Below are 25,446 nucleotides of genomic sequence, written 5' to 3'. Positions count from 1 at the left end.
CTCCATTGCAATAAATGGTACACGGAATTTACTTTTAAAAGCATAATCGTATAAGCCTTCAAGCATTTTTTAATTATCCTTTTTTGAGTCACTCCCTTTTTTGACGTCACTTTCTATTCGGTGATACCGGTGTTCACAATACGAACCTTCATATCAAATTCAACAGGAACGGTTGGGTAGCGGTTTTTCCATGCTTCTTTATCAAAGTTCCTAAAATGGCTCCGGACTTTTTCGCCGATTCCGAGCGGATCAATCTTTAGCTCCTGAAATTTTCTCATCATCTTTTCCGCTCTTTTCGTCGTTTCTTTGCTCCATTCCTGCTCCACTTCTTTCATGGTGTTCCCTTTCATCAACACGCTGGAAGCATCTTTAACCTCTCCTATCAACGAGACATGAACCGACACCCGCGGATTGTCTTGGCTGCCGGACACTTTATATTTCACTTTGGATCGAATATTTTCAGTAGCTATGTACTTTTTATTTTTGAAGCTTATTTCATACGTGCCTGTTTTAGTCTTTTCGTAAAAGAGTTTAAATACATAACTGTCCTTATTGGAAAGCTCTCCTACGTAGAGATCATCCTTAAAAAGAGCGAGACCTTTATATTGAATATGATCGTCTTTTTTCCCGATAATAGGTAGAAAAGGATCTTGAGCGAACCCGTCATATTGATCCAGGAAAGCATGAACAGTTGGCTGAGGAACAATGTCTTTCAGATTTCTCTCCATGAAATCGGAAAGATATTGAGCAGATGTCGGCGCATTAGGATACTTAAAAGTTAACAGCTCCTCGACGCTGCCGTCGACGACCGCCATGTAAACATCTCTGCCAATATCGGTAGAGCGGCCGAGTGGATCAGTAAGCTCGGCGACTCCGTGTTTTGCCAGATCTTTACTAATCAAAAAATTCTGTAAACGTCCCGTGACGAGTCTTCTTTGGGACTCCATCTGCTGCTTTTGTAAGATGTCTAGAACGGTATGGCCGACCGACGTAAAGAAGGCATTGAGCGGCTGAACATCTAACCCCGCAGGATAAAAAGGAGCGGCGGCTGTTCCCTTCATCCGGTCCTCGTCCACATAGTCATAACCAATGGCGGAAACGTGCTGGATATCTTCAAGTATCTTTGTTTCAATCGAATAATTGAACAGCAGGATGAGCGTAAAAATGCTCCAAAAGAGGTACCTTTTCATGACGTTCGCCTCATTTTACTTTTAATCATTTGGTAAAAGAAGAGAAATGGAATGTAAGCATACATGACATAAAGGCTCACCAAGCCCATTACTGTATTTAGCTGCTCGATCTGCTCGCGGTTTTTCAAGAGAACAGCCACCACAGCTGTCATGATGATAACGAAAATAAGGCTATGTTTTTGCTTCACGGTAAACAGCTGCTTTAGTCCTCTCGTGCCGGCCCAAATAAATATACAAACACTATTAAGAGCGTTAAACAGCCAAAGGGAGAGCCCCATAAACTCAAACCTTTCAAGAAAAGGAAAATCAGCAATTTTCCAAATAGTTAATGTCGGCCAAATCGACTCAAGTAATTGAGCCTTAGTAAAGTACATAAGGGAAACGATCATTATTACTAAATAACTAAAAGTACTGAACGCCGCTCCATAATGCACCCACTTTTGCGAGCTTGGAGCATTTTTTATAAAAGGATAAAAGAAAAAAAGTGTTTCAAATCCCGTTAAACTATACGTCATCTTTTTAGAGGCGGATAAGAACTCAACTGCGGTATGATCCAAAATAGGCAAAAGATGAGAAAAATGCACGTGCCGTAAAGGGAACTCTAACATTATAAAAAATATAGGAGTCGTTAAGATGAAACTGAGGAAGCAAATCCCAACAACGACTCGAAAGCCTCCGATTACATACACATAAACGAGCGAAGAGAGAATCAGGGCCATATACCATGTTTCCAATTGCGGAAAGATCCAGACTTGAATCAATTCGATATAACTACGGAACACAGAGACAGCCAAAGTCAGCAAATAAACAATCAAAGCCAAACTGAGGAGCCCTCCAAGCCCTTTTCCAAACAGTTCCTTGTGGATAACAGTAATATCATTCGTTCCTTTATTTAATATTTGATAAATCATCCACAAGACAATGTGAATCGAGAGACCGGCGATAATAACAGCGATCCAGGCATCATTGCCCACGGCTTTAACAATATACCGTTGAAAGCTGAAAACGCCCAAGCCAAATTGCGCCGCTACTATTAGATAAAAAACAAAGAAAGGAGAGACTTTCCGGCTCTCCGGCGGTAAGGGCAGCGATACAGCACCTCCATATGCAAATTAGTCGTCAATATCCCATTCTTTTTTTTGCGGAGCCTCCTGCTGAAATCTTACACGGTCTTTTGCTCTTATTTGGAGGGGACGGAGTGCTTGCTTACTGAACGGCAGTCGAATAATAGAGTCTTTGAAATCCTTCACGCGCAAAGGATAGATCGGCTCAAGAAAAGGACGACCGAGAGAAGTCAGCTTTAATAAATGAGACATAAGAAAAGCAAAGCAGACGGCGACTCCGACAAGGCCTAGCAGCTGGGCAAGCAGGATAAATGGAAAGCGGATCAGCCGGATCACGTTGCTAAGTTGGTAGATAGGCGTAGTGAAAGAAGCAAGCGCGCCCGTGGCCACGACAATGAGCAGTACATTGCTCGTCAAGCCTGCTTGAACGGCCGCTGTTCCGAGCACTATACCGCCGACAATCCCAATCGTTTGGCCAATCTTTGTCGGCAGCCGGGCGCCTGCTTCTCGCAAAAGCTCAATCGCCAATTCAAGGAGAACAGCTTCCAAAAAAGGTGGAAACGGAATACTTCCCCGTGATGTAATCAGCAAGCTGAGTACATCACGGGGAATCATTTCATAATGATAAGTTAATATGGCTACATAAGTCGATGTGGCTAATACAGAGAAAAGAACCGCAATGAGCCGGAGGAGCCGGAAAGTGGATGCGACATTCCAAATGGAAAGATAGTCTTCAAATGCCGTGAAAAATGTAATGAGTGACACGGGACCTGATATCGCAGTGGGCGATCCGTCCGAAAAGATGGCAACTTTCCCTTCGGCGAGTAAGGCGGCCAGTCGATCAGGCCTCTCTGTGTCGACTAACTGTGGGAATGGCGAGTTTTTATTATCGGTAATCATTTGGCTGAGAAACGAACTGTCGGCAATTTCATCGTATTCAATCCCTTGAATCCGCTGGATGACCGTATTCACGTTGTCCGAGTCAGCGATTCCTTTCACGTAGACGACCGCGATCCGGGTTTTTGATAACTTTCCGACCATCAGTTCTTTAACCTGCAGTTCTGGAATCGGCAGACGTTTGCGCACGAGATTTAAATTTGTATCGAGTGATTCAACAAAGGCTTCCTTAGGACCAACGACTGAGTATTCCGTTTCCGGAGTGGCTACTTGCCGTTTTTCGACGGCTGGTGCCGGAACAGTCAGGCAGGCAGGCTGCCCTTCTTTCTTGTAAAAAATCAAATTTCCGGTCATTAATTTATCTTGAATATCCGGTATATTGTCCGTAATAGAAAGATCCTCGATCAACAGCTTTTCTTTTATTTCTTCTAAAGTAGAAAACTCTTCTTTAACTATAGGGAGAATATCGTGGTGAATAATCTCTGGTTTAACTAAAGTTTTAAAATAGGCAATGAAGAAGGGCGAGTTTTCATAAAGCCTGAAAGTAAGAAAGTCTGCTGACTCTCCGCACGCTGTTAAAAGCTTGGCCAGTTCGCTTCTTTGAAAAGCTGAATCGTTTTTAGGCATTGGAAATTTCACCTCCCTTTACTATTACTCTGGGGAAAAGTAAATTCAATAATTTTAATATGGGTATAGCAAACAAAACTTATACACATTATCAATGTTGAATAACAATAAAATTGTTTTATTTAAATAAAGGGGTTTTACAAAATCCCCATCTAGCTAAGCGTCCATGTGTTAATTTAAAGTGTATTCTCTTTATTTTGCTACATTAATACTAAAATTGCGCATGACAAAAAAACCATTAAATAGAGTTTTTAAATAATATTGGGCAACTTTGAGTTTTTGTGACATCGAATGATCATAGACAATACCTAGATATCAAAGACCGTTTTCTTGTTATAACGATGACATTTCCGTCCGTTTTTCTCCAAAAGGTAATACAGACGAAGAAAAGTCTTTGATATACGTTTTTATAGTTGGATGGAGGAGCTTTACTAGGTTTAGACTTCCAATTTTTTAATTTATTTTTCAAGTAATCCTTTAAAATGGTAGAAAACGCCTTTCAATCTGCTAAACAACCACTTCTTGATAAGAATCGTCCTTCAGCGGTTTTTGCAACAGATGATTTAAAATAATGAGTATTTAAATAGCAGTTGCTGAGATAATTGTTCAAGACTCAGTAGCAAGCGTTTAGCATTTTTCAAATAGCCAAAGCCGGATTCATTGCTGAATCCGGCTTTGGCTATTTCTACTATTTTTCAAAAATTGCATTTGATAGAAGACGGAACAAGTAATCCGGGTGGTCGCGGAAACCTGCTTCTAACCCAATAAGAGTTACATCTTTATTCTGTTCTTTTACGATTACGGCTTGGCCCTTGGCGGTTATGTTATTTTTCCAGTGACCAGCTACGAAGAAATTATCTGAATCTGCAAGGGTCGCGACGACTTCATCATTATCCGTACCCGTGAACCATATTGGACGATAGACAAAGCCGATATCATCCTCTCCATATCCTGCTGTTATACCGGTTCCCTCATAATCGACTTTTACGATACCATTACTGTTGGAACCTCCTACATTAATGATGTCGTCTGTAAGACCAAGTGTCTTAGTTGCTCTAGATGCACCAGCACCTACAGCTATATATTTGCCTCCTTCATTTAAGAAGCTTGTCACATTGTCTTTAAACGCATTAAGTTGCCCGTCGTTCTGTAATCCAAATTCTTTATTAGCTTCAGATAGGTTGGTAGAAATGAGACTTTCCGTTCCACTATAGACAAAAATATCAAAACCGTTAAGGGTATTTTTAGCCACTTCGACTGGCGTAACTTCTGTCACATCAAAACCTAGTCTTTTCAAAGCGAGCTTTGTTCCTGCGTGTGATTTCTGTTTACCCATACCTCCATCCTTTAATATAGCCACTTTTAAAGACGTAATAGCCGCTGCATCTAATGGTACCTCAGCAGTTCCAACCTGTAACCCCGATTCTTTCACCGCTGCTGAAACCTGATTAGCTACTGCTTTTGCAAAGAAGTTGCCTTGAGCATCACGTACTATAGGTATTCCTTGCTTAAGCAATGCATTTACTAAATTTACCGATTGGACAGAGCTGTTCGGTATCAGAAACGGTCCTTTTCCTGAAACCGTTCCTTGACCTGTAATCTGTTTTACTTTCGTTGCATTGACTTTAATAGGATTTTGTGTGGCTACTGCCTCGAATCCCCAAAGCTCCGGTAAACTCCATGCGGAAATGTCGTACATTGCTGGGGTATCGTTCGTGATGTCTTCCCCATCCCAGAGCATCGTGTTTGCTAATCCGGCTTTCGCCTGATCCATCTCAACGAGATAAGTTCCTTTTGGATATGGCACTCCATCCGCTTCAAATGCATTCACAGCTTTAACAACTTCAATATCATTATTGATCAAATGATTTACTGCCTTATTCGTAACAGTCGGATCCATAGGGTCTAGTGGAAGTATGTAGTTTTTTGGAAATAACCCTTCCTTATGAAAAGGATGGTCAAAGTTAATTCCTCTTTTAAAAACTTCAATTTGATCAGTAATCATGGATTGCTTGTTAGCTGTTGCAAATTTCAGTGCCCCCATAATCGAATTATACATCCATCGTACGCCATCCCAATCATTTGTTGGCGCTTCTAATGTATGACCGTAAGCACCATGGTACATCGCATACATTGGTGTGAAAATTGGTGGGTAATCATCCCAGCCGGCGGAATCATCGCGCAACGGAATATAGGTACCTTTCATGTTTTGATACAAGGATCCTGAATAGTTCTCATGATCCTTCATTATTTCCGCTTCCATCGCTTCTGCCTGTTTATAGGCCCATTTTCCGTATAAGTCATACTCGTAATTAGGATTATGCGGTGGCGTACAAGGCTCAATTAACCCCTGCAGATTTGGCTGATAATTCTTCACATAACCATGAGTATCAAGGAACACCATCGGGTTCCATTCTTTAATGAGCTCAACCATCTCTTTTGTTTCTGGCTGCGACTGGGTGATAAAGTCACGATTTATGTCAATTCCTTCTCCATTAAAACGGGTGGCATCAATACGTCCATCAGGGTTTTGTACTACATTGAAAATAAGAATATTATTCTCTAAAACGTCTTTGGTTGTTGCATCATTTCGGGTAGCAAAACGTTCAATTAATTGAAGGATTGCATCGCTTCCGACAAATTCAGTCCCATGAATAGAACCATTAATCATGATTGGAACTTTAAAGTCAGGATTATTGGCAACCCATTCTTGAGCTTTGCCTGGATTCTTAAACATTTGCTTTCTAAGTGCCTTCAATTTTCCGAACTTTCCTTGCGTTGTTGGGTCAGCAATCGTGACAACGTAGAGTGGGTTTCCATCAGCTGATGTTCCACGGACTTCAACTTTCACACGGTTTGAAAGTTTTTCAATCTCTTTTAATTTGGAACCAATTTGTGAGAATTTCACAAAGTCATAGTTTTCGCTATTAAACTTGCTTCCGTCCTGTTCCTCATATGTATTCACATTTGTCCATTGAGGTTTCTCAGCATGTCCAGAACTCCACGGAATTACTGTTAGTAAACTCACAGCCATCAGGCCAGATAATGCTTTTTTCTTTTTCATCCTAAAACCTCCAGTATGTATATATAGTGATTTTTTTGTACATATTAATTTATTAATTAATACATAGTTTAATTGAATACAAATGGGCTGAACTAATTCTATTGAAAGCGCTTTAATTTTTAACGTTGAACAAACCACATCGTTAAAAATATTCTGTATAAAATTTGATAAGCTCCCCCAGTAAGTAACGCTACCTAAAGTTGACCGTCCGAAACTAGTGCTGCAATAGGAGCGAATCCCAATAAAATAAACATTGAACGACTTGGTGGAAACGCAATACCTAAACCCGCATTCCCAGCGGCTACTGTAGCTGCTTTAATTCCTTTCTAGACTAATAAATTTCTCCTTTTCTGCATCCTACTAATATTTCCTTTTAAAATAAATTTCCATACATGTTTAAGAGTATCGCCTCCTTATTAAGAAATAGTAACCCACAAACTTAAATAACTGTTTTATAATATTATACACTTATTTTTGTGTAAATTAAGAATTTTCAGTTAATAAACAGCTGAATTTTTATCCTATTTTAATCACTTTAGAAGTATGTTAGTATTTACAAATAATTTCCATGCGCTTCTAAATCGGTAAAAAGCTCGTTTAACTGTTTTGTAGTTTGTCCCCAACGGTCAAGTTACATGGAAAAGCTCTCGAATTCTATGAAATTCATGGGCTTTTTGATTTCCTCTTACCTGTATTATGTGAACAAATGATCTCTTTTAGGTTTGCTTCATCCAAAAATCCTTGATATAAGGATAAATCTTTATAATCGAGTTTGAACTCACCAACATCCCATGTGTTTCCACTTACACTCTACACATGTTGAGACTTTGGTTTTGCTGACAAATGTAAAGATTTGTTATAGGCTAAGAGAGATGGATTTGAGGGTCTTAAATCTAGGGGGAAAAACCTCCAAAAGAAGGAAGTGTTAAACGATGAATTTACAAATGGTTATGCAGGAGCTTGAAGTTCTCGGCAAGGAACGAACCAAGAAAATTTACGAATCCAATGGCGCGCACGAGCCGCTTTTTGGCGTGGCTACAGGCGCTATGAAACCGATCGCCAAGAAGATCAAAAAAAATCAACCTTTGGCTGAGCAGCTTTACGCCACAGGGAACTACGACGCAATGTACTTTGCAGGCATAATTGCAGACCCAAAAACAATGGCTGAGGCGGATTTTGAGCGTTGGATGGATGCGGCATATTTTTATATGCTGTCCGATTATGTGGTTGCAGTAACTTTAGCTGAAACAGATATTGCACAAGACGTTTCCGATAAATGGATCGCAAGCGGTGAAGAGCTGAGAATGTCAGCGGGCTGGAGTTGCTACTGCTGGCTTTTGGGAAATCGCCAAGACGGTGAATTTTCCGAAAGCAAGATTGCCAATATGCTTGGAAATGTGAAAAATACGATTCACGATTCTCCAGAACGAACTAAATACGCTATGAATAATTTTATATACACAGTGGGGATTTCATATTTGCCGCTCCATGATAAGGCGGTCGAGACCGCAAAGGCAGTAGGCCCAGTAGAAGTCAAACGGGACAAGAAAAAAGCAGTTTCCTACTCGCTTCCGAAAGTATTCAAAAGGAAGTAGATAAAGGGCGACTTGGTTTCAAACGCAAAAATGTAAGATGTTAAATAATAGCCTTGCATCGCGAACTATCTTCAATTATCGGGCGCTTTAATAGAAGAAGGATCACAGAAATGATCAAACTTTTTTATTAAGCTACTTCTATTATTTTTGACCATGCCAAATATCCCTCCAAAAATTTTGGAAGGATTTTTCTCTGTTTCACAAAACCATTAATTAGGATAAATCTAGGAACGTTTCTTTTCTCTTTAATAAAGCGTAAATCCAATGAAGCAACTTATTAATACAGGCAACGATTGACACTTTGGCAGGTTTTCCTTCTGATTTTTTCTTATCATAGAATTCTTTAAGCTTTTTGTTCCTTGAACTTCTTATGCCGCATAGTACGGCAAGATACAGAGAATGACGTAGTCTGCTCGAACCTCTTTTAGTCATACGATTAATGGTTGCCGTAAACTTACCCGATGAGTGAACACTTGGATCTACTCCAGCGAAGGCAACCAGTTTTTTCGGATGATTAAACCTATCGATTTCACCAATTTCAGAGATAATCGTGGCTGCGATTTTTTCTCCTATACCGGGAATCGATTGGATGATCTTATATTCTTCCATTTCATTTGCCAGGGCCACTATACGATCTTCCAAATCAGAAAGGTGTCCCTAGTAATGAAAAAGCAACTCAATATACATACGAAGATTGATTACGTGACTTTCATACACGTTTTTTTGAAATGGATTTCTAGATGCGGAATCCATTATTTTTTTTGCTTTCCCCATGCCCATTCACCTGATCGGCTAGAACAGAACTCTATAACACTCTCTGCTAGTCTACTTTCTCCGGCTGTTAATACCGCCTTTGAAGTGGAATATTCCTTTAACATCAATAAAGAAACCTTCGAATATGGATCCCCAAAAACCTTCCGGTATTCAGGAAACACTTGATCTAAAATGGTGTGAAACTGAAGTCTAGCTTTCGCATACATATTCGTTACGATTTCCTGTTGTCTTGAGAAAATTCCGCAGATCTAAAAGCTTAATTCCTCTAATTTTATGAGGTTCAAAATCCTCTTTATAATACAGCACACACAACTGATACACATCGATTGCTTCTGTGTTTACCTTTCGTAAACTGGTCTTCTTTGCCTGATAAGAAATAATCGGATTTAGTAAGATATATAGAATCCCTTGTTCCTCCAAGTATTGAATAACAGGGGTATGGTAATGCCCTGTAGATTCTAAAATGACCATAGGCATCTGCCCAGTCACCTCTTCAATCTCTTTTAAAAAGTCTAAAAAATGATCTAATTCCTCTTTGATGCTTCATTGAAAAGCTCTTCCCATACGGTTTAGATTGATCTAAAAATGCCTGAACTTGACTCTCTCCCTTTGCCACATCCAGACCAACAACTGGATTCATTGTTTTTTCCTCCTCTACTTACTTACTTACTTACTTACTTACTTACTTACTTACTTACTTACTTACTTACTTACTTACCAGTACCCCTAGTCCTCCATGTAGTGTCATAGCCTCGCTTGTTATACGAGATCTACGTCCCAACCAGCCTCAAACATGTTTCTACAAATAGGGGGCGGACAGTTTAGTTCACGGGATCAAGTCCCACGCACCCGTACGTCCAACCCTGGCTACTGATATAATAGATTTTATTAAAAAAGGTCAACCAGTAATTTTTACTGGTCGACCTTATAATACGAACGCACCTGTTAGCATTCCTGTAGATCGTTAAATATCAGGTTTGAAAAAAATAGAGCCCCCCACATTCTCACACCAATATTAGTATAAATATCCAGTTTTGTTTGTAAGTCTTATTCCATTAAATGGCCCTTAAATGTCAAAATGAGCGCTATCCTTCTTACAGGAAAGCGCACTTTTCTTGAATGTCAATTACTTTTATATAAATACTTTTGTTTGCTACCGAATTTGATTTAATTCTTCAATATATAAAACCCAAAATACTTTATGTTTACGAAATGAGAGTAGAAGATTTATCTTCATTTAAAATGGCTTAATGGGAATAGGGTGCATGATTTACACTGATTTTGGTTATGTTTTGGTAACTTGAATGTATAAAAGCGAGTCTAAGATGTCATCATCAATCTTTATTTTATACTCCGAGTGTGACTGAATCTCCTGGGACGTATCTTTTTATGGATTCGCCAACAATTTTTCTCCATTTGACCCAAGCTTGATCGTGTATTCAGTCGGTATCCATAAGCCTGTATTCTCATTTCTTCCTTGGAGAACATATTTCGGGTTGTTTTTGCCCATCCGTTCTGCAGCTGTTTTCGCAAGCTTGCCGATATCACCTGTTTTGAGGCGGTTGATAATTAAACCGAGTTTCAAACTCTTAATTGTCAGCATTTCATAATCTGTGCTGCTGTCTCCCGCTACGAATATCGGACCGTATCCGCCCCGCGTTTTGGAGATGGCGTGTTTGATCACTTCCACCTTACCTTCTCGAGCAGTGATCGGCCAATTTTCTTCATATTCTGCTTGAGTAATTCCTTCCTTCTTTTTTAATCTCATCCCAAAGACATTTTCCTTAGGAAGGTTGTAGCCGTATTTTGGATTTGACGAAAATACCTCCACCACCTCTTCCATCGAAGCCGAAATAACATAAACGTCAATCCCATTCTCCATAAAAGTATGCATTAAGTTTGCGATTTCCGAGGCCAGACGCAGTCCTGTTGTATATGTAACTTGAACAGTACCGGCTTTTCCTAACATGGCCCCAGGACTTATAAGCGTCACCGATGCCATTTCCGCCCCTAAATTATAATCATTTGAAGCCTCTGCAAGCTGCTGAACTTCTTCGGTCGACATGTTGGCAAATAAATAAAGCACCCATGGATATCCGATTTCAACACCGTATGTTTCCCCAATGGCTTCATACAGAAAGTACATTTTCGCTTTAAAATCTTTAAATTGATCAGTTGAATGAAGCGTTTCTAACCGCTCTTTTCCATTCATCCCATTATAGTTGGAATAAAGAAATTCGTAATCGCGCTTCAGATCCTCGGCAATTTCCTTGAGAGTGACCGCATCTCCTTGAAGGTTTTTAAACTCGTGTGAAAAGGGTCCATTCGGCACATTCTTTTTGATCACTTCATAAAACTCATCCGGTTGCATGTTATATGCCAAGTGATCGATTTGATAAAGAAAGAGGGCCTCCTCCGTATCATTCATGATGCTCGTATGATCCCAATCAAAAACAACATAAGGTTTTCGCTTTGGATCGTATCCTGTACTTCCAGCACCATGCTTATCAATTAGGTTTTGAACAGACTTATAGGTGTCAGGAGCCCATTTCCCTTTATCCAATACTTGAATACAATGGCCCTCCCTTTTTTGCGGAGTCGAAACTGCTTTTCCGCTTGCGACCGCTCCTAAGGGAGCATACAAAAACAAGCAAATAACGATCATGCCAAATAAAGCTTTTAATTTGGTTCTATTATTCATATTATCCCCCTAAAAAATGCAAAAGACGCCTGCCCAATAGCTCGTTATTAGCTATTGAAACAGGCGCCATTGCCGATTCATTCTTTTATGCGTAAATATTATCAAGAATTTTCAAAATAGTCAAATATTTATCCGTGGTTCTTTTCTTAACAATTGTAACTTTATAAAAAAGATTGATCATTTCTGTGATCCTTATTCAATTAAGCGCCCGTTTTGCTCAAAAATCACAAAAGAGCTACATTAGTAAGATTTTTAAAATTATGGACGATAAAGTAATATTTAGCTGAATTATCCAAAGAAAAAATTTTATATATTTCACTCTATTTCTTTAATTAAATAAAAAAATATCAGCTAAACAGTGGGATGATTATAAACAATTTTGATTAACTCATATAGTTTGCCTAAATGCCCTTGCCATGGCTGGGAACACTATTATTTCAGAAAACTATAACTTTTCATCTAATCAATTGAACACTACTAAAATTTCTAAGAATTTAAGTATATACAAAACATCGATTGGTCAAGTGAAGGAAGTTTATAATATTTAAAAGGAGTAAGTGGTTCTAAACTCTTAGCGGAGGATTTATACTGATTCTATGGCTGGGTGAGGAAGGTCGATGAACTATGGTGCCATTAGAGCCCATCCGTTAGTCTGACTCCAACGACCTCGGTGCATCACAGACTGTCACTCCCTTACGGGAAGCACTCATGGTAGATTAATCCTATTCTTTCTGGTTTTTGCACCAGCCTCTAATTTTTCGCCATAGGAAGGATGGTTTCAATGGAAGTTATCAGTGAACGAGTATGCGGAATGGATGTGCATAAAAACAACATTACCGCCTGCATTATGACCCCTGAAGGAAAGGAGATTCAAACATTTTCTACAAAAACGGTGTTTTTAATTCAACTGATGGATTGGATTTAATCACATGGTTGCACTAACGTCGCTATGGAAAGCACAAGTGTGTTTTGGAAGCCTATCGTGAACTTAATTGAGGCTGAAGAAATTTAATTTTTAGTTGTTAAACCACAACATATGAAAGCAGTCCCTAGTCGAAAAACAGATGCCAGGATGCTGAGTGGATTGCTCAACTTCTTCCGTCATGGGTTGTTGAAGGCAAGCTTTATCCCTGATAGAAATCAGCGAGAATTGCGTGAGCTTGTTCGGTATCGCAGAAGTATTATTAAAGATCGGCTAGTTTTTTTTCAAATGTAGAATATTTTACGTTTTTTTTGGACGGTGTGTGGAGGGCTGGGGATCCGATAATTGCGGATACATAAGATCAGTTTAGAGGGTTAGAAATTGCCGGATATATCGGTATTATGCTTGCTGGAGCGTTTCCACTGGCCGAAAGTGTAATTAGTGTATTTGACTTTGCATACTAACTAATTAATTAAAAATAGCCACCCCATTAAAGCTTAGAGAAGTGGCTGGTACACATTATTATTTATTTAATATCTTTTATCTGATTCATTTTAGGTGCCGCTCTTTGCTTATTGCCTCGGTCTCTTTTATTTTGAATTCTAATGCCATTATTCCACATAAGCACTATTCTTAGCTGTAAATTGAACTTCAGCAACAGATAGCATAAGAGGACCGCTATGTGATTCCTCAAAAACAATACCTACCTTTGTAAGCTTAGTACCATTTGGGATTTGTGTCTTAGCTTCAGCGATATTGAATGTTACAGATTTATCCTCTTTAGTAACCTCTTTAGTACCTAAATCATAAACTTTTCCAGCTTCATCATATGCTTTGGCACTTAACTTCTTGATTTTACCATTAGTGTATTGTGGACGGTTAAAAACTTCAAATCTAGTAATTTCTTGTGATTTATTAAAGTTAAACTCCACATTTAAAGGTAGTGAAATTCCATCCTCAGATGTTATGCTCCATTTCAATTCGGCCAATGAACCCTCGCTTAGATCTCCATCTATAAGCTTGTCAAAAGCCGCAGCTCCCCCTTGCATTTTTTCTGCTTCTCCTGTAACAGTCAGATCCCTTTTCGTTAATAATAATTCCTTTGGCTCTTCAGGTTGGTCTATCTCACCTGGTTCTTCACCTGAATTTAATACTTCTCCAATTTTATCAATTGTGTCAAAATCTGTATTAACCAGCAATGATCTTGTTATTGGCATATCAAAATCAATATCTTTCTTAGCCTTGAGCCTTATGGTGGCTAATGTATTTTTACCCTCTAATGTTTGTTGAGATCCTTTGTTGGAAAATGCCGCCATAATCCGTTGTTCAGTATTTCCTATACCTGCAAGTATAGAGTAATTTAACATACCCTTAGTTACATTGGTTGGTTGAACAATACTTGAATCACATTTACCATCTGGTTGACATTCTTTAACCAATTCATACTTATTCGGATCTAACTTCAACTCTAAATTAAAGGCATTGATATCCTTTAATCCTACTCCAATTATTTCTACTAAAAATTCTTCTCCTGCCTTTAACTGTTGTTTATTAGGTCTAATATCTAGTAAACCAGCAGTTGGCCTACCTGTTGCTTTAAGTGGTGTTTTTCCTAATTGTCCTGCTACATACATTAAATCATAAGCATCAATTACCCCATTGTAATTAATATCAACCTTTGATACCTGATCCCATGCTGTATCTGTGTTATCAACACCCATGTAGCTAGCAAAGAATAGTAAATCTTCATCATCAATTGCACCATTTGGTATATTTTCTCCCACAACAGTTCCTACTGTTTTATCTTTTTTATATGGTCTAAATTCTTGAGCAGAACCAAATCTTCCTACAGCATCAGTAATTGTCAACTTAATGTATCTAGCTGTCACGTTATCGTTAAAGGAAATGGTTTTAACATCTTTATTTCTTTCAAATGTTCCATTAGTGATAATATTTTTGTAAGTTTTACCATCTAAACTGACATCTAAATTATATTTTAAGATGGTTCCATTTCCAGCATCAGGTCTTGGAAGATACTCTAACTTATCTAATTGATAAGCTAACTTCATATCAATTTCAAAGGTATGAGGTAATACATTCCCATCTGACCATTTAGTATGCCATAAAGTATTATCATCACCATCTACAGCATTAGATCCTTCGCTTCCTGGTTGTTCACTACTTGCTTTTGCTGTCATATTCTTAGGAACGTTTCTATATCGATCAAGCTTTGTTCTAACTTTAGCTTCATCACTCCAGGATGATACTCCCTTTGAGTTTGCTGCTCTAACTTTGTAGGAATATTCTGTATCGGCTGTTAATCCTGAATGAACATAGAAAGGTACTTGTTCACTATCGGTTGCCTTAAACACATTTGTATAAATTACACCATTAATCAATAAATCATAAGTATTCTTACCATCAACTTTATTCCAATTTAATTTGATACTTTTATCCGTAATATTTGCATCTTTTGCTCCCAGGCCTGTTGGAACATTTGGTACTGCTTCATCTACTACATCCTTAACTTGGGTATTATTGAAACCATCTACCATTAATTTAATAGTATTTGCTGTAACATCCGTTTTCCCAACCTTAACATAGAGCTTAGGTGATGCAGAGCAACCTTAGTTTTTTCAAATTCTGAACCCGCTGTAGAATATTTATTTAAGTTTGGATTTTCATTAAAGAAATAAACATTATTAGAATTTTTGTATTCCTTTTCAGTTGTGACCTTTCTTAATACAACATCTTTGCCTCCAACCTTAATAGAAACTTTCTTTGGATTTTTACGTGTATTTACTATAAATTCTGTACCTCTTTTCTTAACCATGCCATTGTAGCCTTTTCCTTTTGCCTTCCCTACTGTTATAACAACTCTTTCACTTTTAACATCTGAAGTAATCTTGGTTTTAGTGTTTTTATCCTTTTTATATTCATTGGTTTTCCCATCATCTTCATATAATGTGAATTTCGACTTACCCGATGGGTACACGTCAAATACTCTATTTTCAGATCCATCTAATTGATTAATAGAATTGTTTTCAGGTGCCATTGGAATAATAGCTCCAGCCTTAACAAATACAGGGGTCTTCCATAATGGGGCACTAAAATTATTAATAACTGAACCACCCTTATACTGGTCACCTGTAAAATAATCGATCCAAACTTGATTTTCATCAGGAAGGTAAATTCCGTTTCTTACACCTGCTGTATGATCATTTTCATTATATACTGGTGCCACTAATAAATTAGGTCCCCACATATATTGATATTGTGTTTCTGTACCATACGTATATGGGTCATTAGGATATTCTAACATCATCCCTCTAATCATAGGCATTGATTTTGATGTTGATTCTTCTGCAATTGTATAAATATACGGCATCATTTGAGCTTTCAATTTTAGATACATTCTATTAATGGATGCATAGGGTTCTCCATAATTCCAAGGATTTTTCGATTTACTATAATCGTTACCTGAAGATGCCCATCCATCCATATCTATTTGAATAGGAGTGAATGCCTTCCATTGGTAATCACGTGTCTGAATGACCTTATCTCCTCCAAATATACCATCCATATCTGAACCAACATTTGGATTTCCTGATAAGCCTGCTCCAATGTAAGTTGGGATATGCATTCTTATATATTCCCAATCTCCGCCATATTGGTCACCAGACCACAATGACGCATAACGTTGCGTACCTGCCCATCCATCAAGAGAAATGACGAAAGGACGTGCTCCTTGAGAGTTTTCTGCTTTTTGTATTCCTTCTGCTGCTTGACGTGTTGCATTTAAAGCCATTGAATAACCTTGTCCAACCCATGCAACATCAGTCTTTATTGCTCTTACACCAGCTTGAACTTCTCCGTCAAGGTCTCTGCGTAAAGGGCTATCCTCTGGTAAACTAGGATCTGGATATAGATTACTTTGTGTCCATAAGCCTACCTCAACATCTTTCGTATTAGCTTCATCGACAAAACTCTTTAAATTGTCTAATCCTCCATAACCGCACCCATACCCATCATTTGGTAAAAACCAACCTAGAGGCATATCATTATTGCCGTATTCATTTAAGCTTTTTAGTCCATTATTTAGTAGTGTTCTTTGGTCCTTATGACCATTATGAGTTCCATTATAGCAATCAGCCTTTCCTAAATAAAACCCATATTTCGGCATAAGAGCAGCTTTACCGGTTAATTCGGTATATTCACCAATGATCTCTGGAATTGAATCTTCTACAAAATAATAAGCATCAAATCTTTTTTCATTATGAGAAAAGGTAGCTGTCTTAGAGAAATTATAGACTCCTGGCTTAAATGTATTACGCATCACACCATAGCCTTCTGTACTTAAATAAAATGGAATTGGACTAGAAGCAGCACCTGCATCCCAACCACCACCAATCGCAATATTTATTGAATTATTTCTATGCGAATAGTATCCATTTTGTTGTCCGCCACCATAAAAATATTCATTCTCTTTTGTATCTAGAGTTTGCAATGTTTTTTCATTATTATATTTAAGTGACACTTTTTCACTCCAAAGTACCTTGGATTTAGTTTTATCATATAAGCTCATCTTTGAAGTAGCTTTTTCAATTCTTAGCTCTACAGATTTTGTAGAAATCTTATAAAAATTAGCATCGCTTTTATTAACCTTTACATTTATTTTTCCGTATTTTTTATTGTAATCGCTCTCATTTTTGTCAATTATCTTTGTGACGTGATCAGGTTTATTAGGAGTCGGATATTCTGGAAAATCACCTGATGGGTCCAAGTGTAATCTAAATAGGTTATCCTTAAGGAAACTAATTTTTATTTTTTCACCTGTTGAAAAATCAAGATATACATTATTTCCGTCTTTTATGATTTTAGTTACTATGCCAATTTCTTTAAACGTTTCATTAGCAACAGCCGAATTATTTACACTATTATCCTCCAAGGCTTTACCAGTTAAAGGAACTACTGTTAACCATAGGATGACTAATACAAACAAGCTTGTAAGCTTTTTAAGATTATTAGAAATCTTTTTCTTTCTTTTTAACAAAATACTACACCTCCAAAAAATATTAATTATTCCCTTAAGCATTATTTTGCTTTTTTGCGACAAAACACTACTAAACTCTTTTCATAATACCCCTCCCTTCAAAAAATGTGATGCAACAATTTCCTAGATTGTCGGTGTACTTCGATTGTGTTTGCCTTTATTCCCCAAGCCCTTCTGTTTGCATTACTTGATTTACACATTTCAACACTTCCTCGTCATCGTCACCTTTAGCAATTACTTTTACTTGTGCACCTTCTGGAATGCCAAGTGACATAACACCCATAATTGATTTTAAGTTAACTTGTTTGTCTTTATACTCAATGAAAACTTCTGATGTAACTGCTTTAACCGCCCCCACTAATACTGTCCCAGGTCGAGCGTGGATACCTGAGTGACTTGTGAATGTATAGATTTTTCAACCATAAGTAATCCTCCATTCTTATTAACATCTTTTTACCATTACGAAATCAATATTCTTTTTCTTATGGTCCAACATGTTCTAATCAGCTTCTCTTCTAAACGAGAAGAATGAAATTAATGGACCGATTTTTAATAACTAATCGATGACCCAACAAAGTTGGGGTTATCGAAACAGTTCTGGTGAAAAACTTGAAACTCTATCAAGAAACAACTAAAACTATCACCTAAATTCCGAACATTATATTAACATTAACCCTAATGGTAGTAATTACGAATAAAAGATCCCTTTTTATTAGTTAAGCTTCATGTTGGTATTTCTATTTTGATTATTTTTGCTCCAGAACCACCAATTATAAGTAAGTTAAGTTGTATTACGGAAATTAAGACTTTAGCTCATACAAACGATGGTACAACCTTCCCTTCGCTGCCTACCATTCTAATTTTAGATTTAGCCATCTCTTTGGCAGCCTCTTTTGCTTTTTGTAAGTAAGCACGTGGGTCAAGACTTTCCGACTCATCCTCAAAATGCTTACGAATTGCTTCTGAGTAGGCATTTTTCAATTCTGTTGATACGTTGACTTTCGCCATACCTAGAGATACACAGCGATATACGTCTTCGTCAGGAATCGCAGAGCCACCGTGTAGAACGAGTGGAACGTCTACAAGTTGCGCAATCTGGGCAATTCTCTCAAAATCAATCTCTGGCTTGCCCTTGTAAATACCATGTGCAGTGCCAATTGCTGGTGCAAGTGTTAGTACACCTGTCAATTCAACAAATTGTTTACATTCTTCTGGTACGGCTTTTTGAGCATCTTCCTCCGCTACCACGATATCGTCCTCTACGCCTCCTACTTTGCCAAGTTCAGCTTCAACATTAACGCCAAGTGACTTAGCGAGATTCATCACTTCTTTTGTTTTTTCGACGTTTTCTTCAAACGGATACATAGATGCATCAATCATGACCGATGTATAGCCAGCTTGAATGGCTTCTTTAATCACTTCAAAGTCCGTGCAATGGTCAAGATGCAAACCAGTTGGAATATGGTAGTGTTCGGAAGCAGCTTTCGCGACCTGAACAATGTTTTTAGCACCGAGTGATTTAACCGTACTAACCGTTGTTTGTAAAATAACAGGTGATTTTAGTTCAGCAGCAGCTTCTAGCACCCAAAAGATGCTATCAAATGAGTGAACATTGAACGCGACAATACCGTGCATATCTTGTTTTGCTTTCTCAAGCATTGGTGTCGTTGATATAAGTGTCATTATTAGTTTTCCTCCTAAATTGTGATTGCATTTTCATAAGTACAGCAATGGATTCCTTAGTTTTTGCATCGAGTAGTTCTTGTCGCTTGTTATCTTTTGACGTAAAATCTATGTTTAGGAACTTACTGGTAATTGAATACGTGTATTTTCTTACTCTAAGAGTGTTAAACTTACAAATACCCTTCATCTAACATTTCAGTAAAACCCTTAACCCTACTATTAAAGGAATCGACATTATTTATATAATTTAGTAGTGATCATCAATATAATAATATTTCTTCTACATGTATCTGCTCGATACACCAATTAATGTTTTCAGGATTAATATGTCCGGTGTTTTCTTCTAGTGCATTCAGTACTCCCATTGCTAGTCCAAATTTTATTAAATCTTCACCTTTGAGCTTACGGGATAGCCCAGTCGCGAAACCCGCAATTACGGAGTCCCCCGATCCAACTGGATTTACTGCTTTAACTTTAGGTATTTGCACACGATAAACATTTGCATTACTCTTGATCATTGCCCCGTCTACACCTAACGTGACAACAATCCATGGCACACCTTCAAACATAGGTGACTTTAGAGCTTCAATAATTTGATCCTCATTTTCAAATTTTCCACCTAGTAAATCGGCTAATTCTTCCTGATTTGGTTTAATTAAGAAAGGTTTATTTTTACTATTTAATGCATTTTCAAGCAACTCACCCTTTGTATCAAGTAAAACTAATGTGCTATTTGCCCCGGCAATTTTAAGCAAATCATCATAAAAATCATTAGGCAAACCTATCGGCAAACTTCCGGAAATTGTAATAATTTCAACCTGCTGAACATAGGAAGTAAAACTTTCTAAAAAGGAAGTAGCTTCTTCATTCTTAATTTCAGGGCCACCTTCCAAGATTTCTGTTTGATTACCTTCATGAATTACAGCAATACAGTTACGAGTGTCGCCAGTAACCCCTACAAAAAAGTCTTGGATCCCAAGCATAGAAATTTCATTTCGTATAAAATCCCCCAAATTCCCGCCTAAAAACCCAGTTGCAGCAACTTCTTCCTCAAGCTGATGTAATACCCTAGTAACATTTAGCCCCTTTCCACCTGCTGTTTTCGAAACATCATTAACTCGGTTAACTGTATCAAGTGAAAATTTATCAAGTTTATAACTAATGTCCACAGAAGGATTCATTGTAACCGTCAAAATCACTTATATCACCCCCTAATAGGTTTTTAGTAATGATATTGAATGTTAAACGAAAAAGGCCAGAGTGATCTTATTTCAATTGCATCTTCAATGACAGTTTGAATGGTTTCTAAGTTATAATGTTAAAGGCCGGTACAGCATAACCTTCCTTTCTAACTTTACTCCCACGATACTTTCTCTTCATATGAAAATAGATTTTAGCTTTCTAGTTTTACAGGAAAATGAATATCACTATTATCCTAAATTTCTATCGGACGTTTATATACGTCACATCACTTCAATCTCTTCTATACCTAACTTCACCATCAACAGCTGTGGCTTGAACAATTAACTCCTCATCCAGGACTACGTAATCAGCTATTTTTCCACTTGATATGCTACCAAACTTCGTATCTTTTCCTATGCTTGCTGCTGGTGATAATGAGGCACTGTGCCATATTTTATACAATGGTTTATTGCTCCAACCTTGTAAATTCTTTACTCCATCAATAAGTTTCAGAGTACTACCTGCTAATGACCCTGTTTCTGTTCGGGCCATACCATCCTTCATTACAACAGTGAATTCTCCTAGTTGATATTCTCCATTGGGCATTAACCCTGCACGCATGCAGTCCGTAATTAGTACAAGCTTGTCCCCTTTAACACGTAATGCCAATGTTGCAATGTCTGGATGTACATGAAAGCCATCACAAATTAATTCCGAAAATGTGCGTGTATCCATTAATGCCGCACCCACCGCACCTGGGTTACGATGATGTAATCCTGACATACCGTTAAATAAATGAACAAAGTTTTGGGCACCCGCAGTAATTGCACTCTTACAGCATTCATAACTTGCTTCAGTATGTGCGATGGTGACAAATACACCATCTTTACTAACTTTCTCAATAAAATTTAAAGTGTTTTCTCGTTCAGGAGCTAGAGCAATTTTTATAATTTGCCCCTCCGAAAGCGATTGCCATTCTCGGAACTCTGAATAATCTGGATCTCGAAAATAAATAGGATTCTGTGCTCCTTTATGTTGTTCAGAAAAGTAGGGGCCTTCCAAAAAAATACCTTCTGATTGTGCGCCAGGTAGTCCTTGTCTGACCGCTTCTGTTATCGCGAAAATAGTTTGATCCAAATCTGTTTTAGACGATGTCAATGTTGTTGGTAAAAAACGCGTAACACCAAGTTGTAAGATTGCTTTCGAGATTTCATGAACTGCTTCCGTAGTTCCGTCCATTATGTCATATCCTTTAATTCCATGAATATGGGTGTCAAATAAACCAGGGGCAATTATATGTCCACTCCAATCAACCACTAAGGAACCTAATGGAATAGTCTCGGCAAATTCGCCGAATATTCCATTAATTATTTTCAAATATCCACCCGATTTTTCTTCATTTTCAAGTAAAAATCGATTTGCTTTTATATAGTATTCCATCTAGTATACGCTTCCTTTTTTCCACTTATATTCCAGCCACATCTTCTTCTGTTTGTTTTTGTTTTAATATAAATTCCTTAATATTTTCCCTACCATCTTTTAACATTTTATCGATAAACGTATCAAGACTGAGTTCTCGTTGAAATAAAGCACTTAACAACATTGGGGCATTTGTTCCACCTATCACTCGAACATTTTCTTTACCCGAAGCAATCTTGGAGCACACATTAAATGGTGTTCCACCCGCTAAGTCGGTAAAACATACAACACCTGCTCCTGTTTCAACATTGTCGATCGCTTTTACGACAATTTGCTTTAATTTTTCTACATCTTCTTCAAACGGAATAACCTCAACTTGCTTTATATCTCCTGCAATTAACTTAACTGACTCAAGCATACCAGTTGGAAAAGAACCGTGTCCTGTTATCACAATTCCAATCATTTACCTCATCCTCTCGCATCAACGATTTCTGTTTTTGTTATGAAATTTATAAAATATTAAAGAATGATCCAATCAAACCGACTACTACAGTTAGGCCAATCAACATTAAAGGTGAACGACCTTTTTTAAGTAACCAATACATTAATAACGTATATGCTAACGGAAGCATTGCTGGCATAATTTGGTCTAATACACCTGTTTGTATGTTTAATTTTGCCTCTCCAGATTTCCAAACATAATCAACTTTAAACGATACATATGTTGCAATTAATCCACCAACTACTGTTAAACCTACGATAGATGCAGCGCGGGATACAAATTTTGTACCTTCTTTTAACTTTGCAATTGCATTAACACCTGTTTTATATCCATACTTCATTAATCCAAACCGGACACCAAAGTGAATAATATTAAATGCGATTAAAAATACGAATGGTCCAAGGGGATTCCCCTCTACTGCTAATGAAGCACCAATACCCGCTGTAATCGGTAGTAAAGTAAGGTAAAACATTGCATCCCCAATACCACCAAGAGGGCCCATCATTGCAACACGAATTCCACGAATAGCCTCTCTATCTTCTTTCTTTTGTTCCATAGCTAAAATTACACCCATAATAAATGTTACTAAAAACGGATGGGTATTAAAGAATTCCATATGGTCTTTCATTGATTTACTTAAATCTTTTTTATTTTTATGAATGTGACGTAGACCTGGCAAAATGGAGTAAAGCCATCCAGCCGATTGCATACGTTCATAGTTAAAAGAAGCCTGCAATAGTAGAGAGCGCCATGCTAGGGTTCGTAATTGTTTCGGTTGTAAATCTGGGGCTTCAGTTACATCTTCATATTGATTAGATGCCATCGGTAATCTCCTCCTCGCCAGGCTGATATTTATTTGGACCTTGTTTTTCTTTATTTTGGTAAAAATCATACAATGCGATTGCCAAACCGATTAATGCAATTGCCAGAATAGGCATTTTTAAATAAGCAGCTACTACAAATCCGATAATAAAGAACATGATATATTCGACTTTCATCATAATTTTCAATAACATTGCAAACCCAATCGCTGGCATTATGCCCCCAGCAATGGACAAACCACCAATAATCCATTGTGGTATTGTTTCAACAAATCCTGCTGCTTTTTCTGCCCCAAAGAAAATTGGTAAAAACGCAATTACAGCATAAAATGTAAACAGAATCGCCAAGCCTAAATAATTTATTCGCTCAATACCTTTATAATTTCCTTCAAGTGCAAATTGATCGGCTTTGTGCATCATTGGTGCAAATGCTGTAAAAAATAAAGTGATTAACCCTTGTACTGCTACAGCAAAAGGAATTGCTACCCCAACTGCAACGGTAGGATCCTGACCAGCAATAATACCAAATGCGGTTCCAATTACTCCACCAATAACAACGTTAGGAGGTTGTGCACCAGCAAGTGGCACCATCCCCATCCAAATTAACTCCAAAGTTCCCCCAACCATTAATCCAGTCTGAACGTCCCCTAAAATAAGACCAACTACAAGCCCCGTAACTACCGGACGGTGAATATGTGTCAACCCATTAAATAGATCGACACCGATAATCCCAGCCCATAAAGCAATTAATAATGCTTCAATTAACATAGGTTTACTCTCCCTTGTAAAAATATAGGTGATTTAATGTTATCCACGATGTTCTTGGTGGCACTAGAAAAGACGGGACCTCGCTAGAGATTGAAGGATCTTTGCTAAATTTATTGCTGATCCTACACATACCTAAAAATGCGGACATCCCGTTGTTCACACACCAGACTTTTCTACTTTAATCCAATTATTTTTAAAATAAATCTAATATATTCTGTCCCTTTTCGCTTGGTACTCTTCTTAAATCTAACTTCACACCTAGTTCGTCCAGACGTTTAAATGCAGCCATATCTTTTTCATCAACAGATACAGTAGATGAAATCTGTTTTTTTCCTTCTTCATAATGCATGTTTCCAATATTCAACTGATCGATTGGCACTCCACCTTCTTTTAGTGCCAATGCATCATGCACATCTTTTACAACTAAGAATATTTTTTGACGAGGAGACGCTTTATGAATGACGTCAATCGTTTTTTGTATTGAAAAATAGCGTGATTGAATAACATCAGGCAATACCATATCCATTAAATTTTGTTGAACTTCATCTGTGGATACCTTGTCATTCGCAACGACAATTAAGTTTGCCCCCAAATGGTTGACCCATGTAACCCCCACTTGTCCATGTATTAAACGATTATCAATTCTGGTTAATAAAATATTTGGAGCTGACATAAAAATTCTTCCTTTCATAAATGAAATTTTTTTCTGACATTTTAAGATTTGAATTTCAACTTGGATTTAAAGTACGAATATTCCATTATTTAAAGTCATGAATTGTTACACCCTTAACAACATGATTTATCCGACCATTTGGACTTGGATTATCTGGAGTAACACCGAGTTGAATTGACTTTTTCATAGCCAGCGCTTAAGCGAAAATAATATTAACAGCACAATGTGAAAATCACAAAGTTTACTGAAACCTGATTGTTCTGCAGCTAATTCTCTTAATCTATCAATCTTGTGACATAAATAATTCATTTACAATTGATATCGGACCATTACGAAAACCTAGTGATGAATCATGAATCGTGACAACTTGACTTGCAGATAGTTCAAGCATCTTCAATGCTGCTTCGTATGAAAGCTGCCCTAGTATTCCTGAAAGACAAATTCTAAAATTGCCTCAATACTCCCTGTTATAGAATCGACTAACCACTCAGCATTACAAATAATCCCCCCT

The 25,446-nt window shown here is 37.6% G+C and carries 15 protein-coding genes and 5 pseudogenes; 4 read left to right on the top strand and 16 right to left on the bottom strand.

Translation table 11 applies throughout. From position 1 onward, the window contains the following. Positions 1–113: 113 nt before the first annotated feature. From JFU50_RS23300 to JFU50_RS23285, 4 genes are all read right to left on the bottom strand, one after another. Complete coding sequence (locus JFU50_RS23300) at positions 114–1,190, bottom strand: Ger(x)C family spore germination protein (protein ID WP_201224338.1); 1,077 nt, start codon at positions 1,188–1,190, stop codon at positions 114–116. Beyond that, a complete protein-coding gene (locus JFU50_RS23295) occupies positions 1,187–2,278 on the bottom strand; it encodes a GerAB/ArcD/ProY family transporter (RefSeq protein WP_201225166.1) in 1,092 nt (363 codons plus the stop codon). Before JFU50_RS23295 ends, JFU50_RS23300 begins: the two co-directional genes overlap by 4 nt. Before the next feature lie 24 nt (positions 2,279–2,302). Then, complete coding sequence (locus JFU50_RS23290; protein ID WP_201224337.1) at positions 2,303–3,778, bottom strand: spore germination protein; 1,476 nt, start codon at positions 3,776–3,778, stop codon at positions 2,303–2,305. A gap of 688 nt (positions 3,779–4,466) precedes the next feature. After that, positions 4,467–6,842, bottom strand: a complete 2,376-nt coding sequence (locus JFU50_RS23285) for a M14 family zinc carboxypeptidase (protein WP_201224336.1) — start codon at positions 6,840–6,842, stop codon at positions 4,467–4,469. A 932-nt stretch (positions 6,843–7,774) separates the two neighbouring features. Between JFU50_RS23285 and JFU50_RS23280 the strand changes: the two are divergent. Next, a pseudogene (locus tag JFU50_RS23280) lies at positions 7,775–8,481 on the top strand (DNA alkylation repair protein). Positions 8,482–8,650: 169 nt separating this feature from the next. On the opposite strand, the pseudogene JFU50_RS23275 reads toward JFU50_RS23280, so the two are convergent. After that, positions 8,651–9,851, bottom strand: a pseudogene (locus JFU50_RS23275) (IS110 family transposase). Between the two features lie 518 nt (positions 9,852–10,369). Between JFU50_RS23275 and JFU50_RS31800 the strand changes: the two are divergent. After that, positions 10,370–10,453, top strand: a pseudogene (locus JFU50_RS31800) (leucine-rich repeat domain-containing protein); the annotation flags it as partial. A gap of 145 nt (positions 10,454–10,598) precedes the next feature. Here JFU50_RS31800 and JFU50_RS23270 read toward each other — a convergent pair. Continuing rightward, complete coding sequence (locus JFU50_RS23270) at positions 10,599–11,912, bottom strand: haloacid dehalogenase-like hydrolase (RefSeq protein WP_201224335.1); 1,314 nt, start codon at positions 11,910–11,912, stop codon at positions 10,599–10,601. A 781-nt stretch (positions 11,913–12,693) separates the two neighbouring features. On the opposite strand from JFU50_RS23270, the pseudogene JFU50_RS32040 reads away from it, so the two are divergent. Both JFU50_RS32040 and JFU50_RS32035 read left to right on the top strand, forming a co-directional pair. Next, positions 12,694–13,107 (top strand): annotated as a pseudogene (locus tag JFU50_RS32040) (IS110 family transposase); the annotation flags it as partial. A gap of 8 nt (positions 13,108–13,115) precedes the next feature. Next, positions 13,116–13,259, top strand: a pseudogene (locus JFU50_RS32035) (ethanolamine utilization protein EutH); the annotation flags it as partial. A gap of 186 nt (positions 13,260–13,445) precedes the next feature. On the opposite strand, the gene JFU50_RS30985 reads toward JFU50_RS32035, so the two are convergent. From JFU50_RS30985 to agaV, 10 genes are all read right to left on the bottom strand, one after another. Further along, the gene (locus JFU50_RS30985) at positions 13,446–15,389 is read right to left on the bottom strand and encodes a discoidin domain-containing protein (protein ID WP_242489087.1); all 1,944 of its coding nucleotides are present in this window, start codon (positions 15,387–15,389) and stop codon (positions 13,446–13,448) included. Continuing rightward, positions 15,389–17,887: a glycoside hydrolase family 31 protein gene (locus JFU50_RS30980; protein WP_242489086.1), complete on the bottom strand. Its 2,499-nt coding sequence runs from the start codon at positions 17,885–17,887 to the stop codon at positions 15,389–15,391. The genes JFU50_RS30985 and JFU50_RS30980 overlap by 1 nt, the downstream gene beginning before the upstream one ends. A gap of 157 nt (positions 17,888–18,044) precedes the next feature. After that, positions 18,045–18,299: an HPr family phosphocarrier protein gene (locus tag JFU50_RS23255; protein WP_201225165.1), complete on the bottom strand. Its 255-nt coding sequence runs from the start codon at positions 18,297–18,299 to the stop codon at positions 18,045–18,047. A gap of 401 nt (positions 18,300–18,700) precedes the next feature. Then, a complete protein-coding gene (locus JFU50_RS23250; RefSeq protein WP_201184967.1) occupies positions 18,701–19,570 on the bottom strand; it encodes a class II fructose-bisphosphate aldolase in 870 nt (289 codons plus the stop codon). Positions 19,571–19,830: 260 nt separating this feature from the next. Continuing rightward, positions 19,831–20,769 (bottom strand): hexose kinase, encoded by a 939-nt coding sequence (locus JFU50_RS23245; RefSeq protein WP_201224333.1) that lies wholly within the window; start codon positions 20,767–20,769, stop codon positions 19,831–19,833. A 274-nt stretch (positions 20,770–21,043) separates the two neighbouring features. Then, positions 21,044–22,192, bottom strand: coding sequence for an N-acetylglucosamine-6-phosphate deacetylase (gene nagA / locus JFU50_RS23240; protein ID WP_201224332.1), 1,149 nt, complete (start codon positions 22,190–22,192; stop codon positions 21,044–21,046). A gap of 25 nt (positions 22,193–22,217) precedes the next feature. Next, positions 22,218–22,634 carry a PTS sugar transporter subunit IIA gene (locus JFU50_RS23235; RefSeq protein WP_201184974.1) on the bottom strand — a complete coding sequence of 139 codons (417 nt, stop codon included), beginning with the start codon at positions 22,632–22,634 and terminating at the stop codon, positions 22,218–22,220. A 46-nt stretch (positions 22,635–22,680) separates the two neighbouring features. Further along, entirely contained in the window at positions 22,681–23,496 is an 816-nt protein-coding gene (locus tag JFU50_RS23230; RefSeq protein ID WP_201224331.1) for a PTS system mannose/fructose/sorbose family transporter subunit IID, read from the bottom strand. Then, positions 23,486–24,262, bottom strand: a complete 777-nt coding sequence (agaW, locus tag JFU50_RS23225; RefSeq protein ID WP_201184978.1) for a PTS N-acetylgalactosamine transporter subunit IIC — start codon at positions 24,260–24,262, stop codon at positions 23,486–23,488. Before agaW ends, JFU50_RS23230 begins: the two co-directional genes overlap by 11 nt. Positions 24,263–24,455: 193 nt before the next feature. Further along, a complete protein-coding gene (gene agaV / locus JFU50_RS23220) occupies positions 24,456–24,935 on the bottom strand; it encodes a PTS N-acetylgalactosamine transporter subunit IIB (RefSeq protein ID WP_201184981.1) in 480 nt (159 codons plus the stop codon). Positions 24,936–25,446: the final 511 nt, after the last annotated feature.

The organism is Peribacillus sp. TH14, assembly GCF_016651145.1.
Classification (GTDB): Bacteria; Bacillota; Bacilli; order Bacillales; family DSM-1321; genus Peribacillus; species Peribacillus butanolivorans.
The sequence above is the reverse complement of the archived record's forward strand: the minus strand, read 5'-3'. Positions and strand labels throughout refer to the sequence as shown.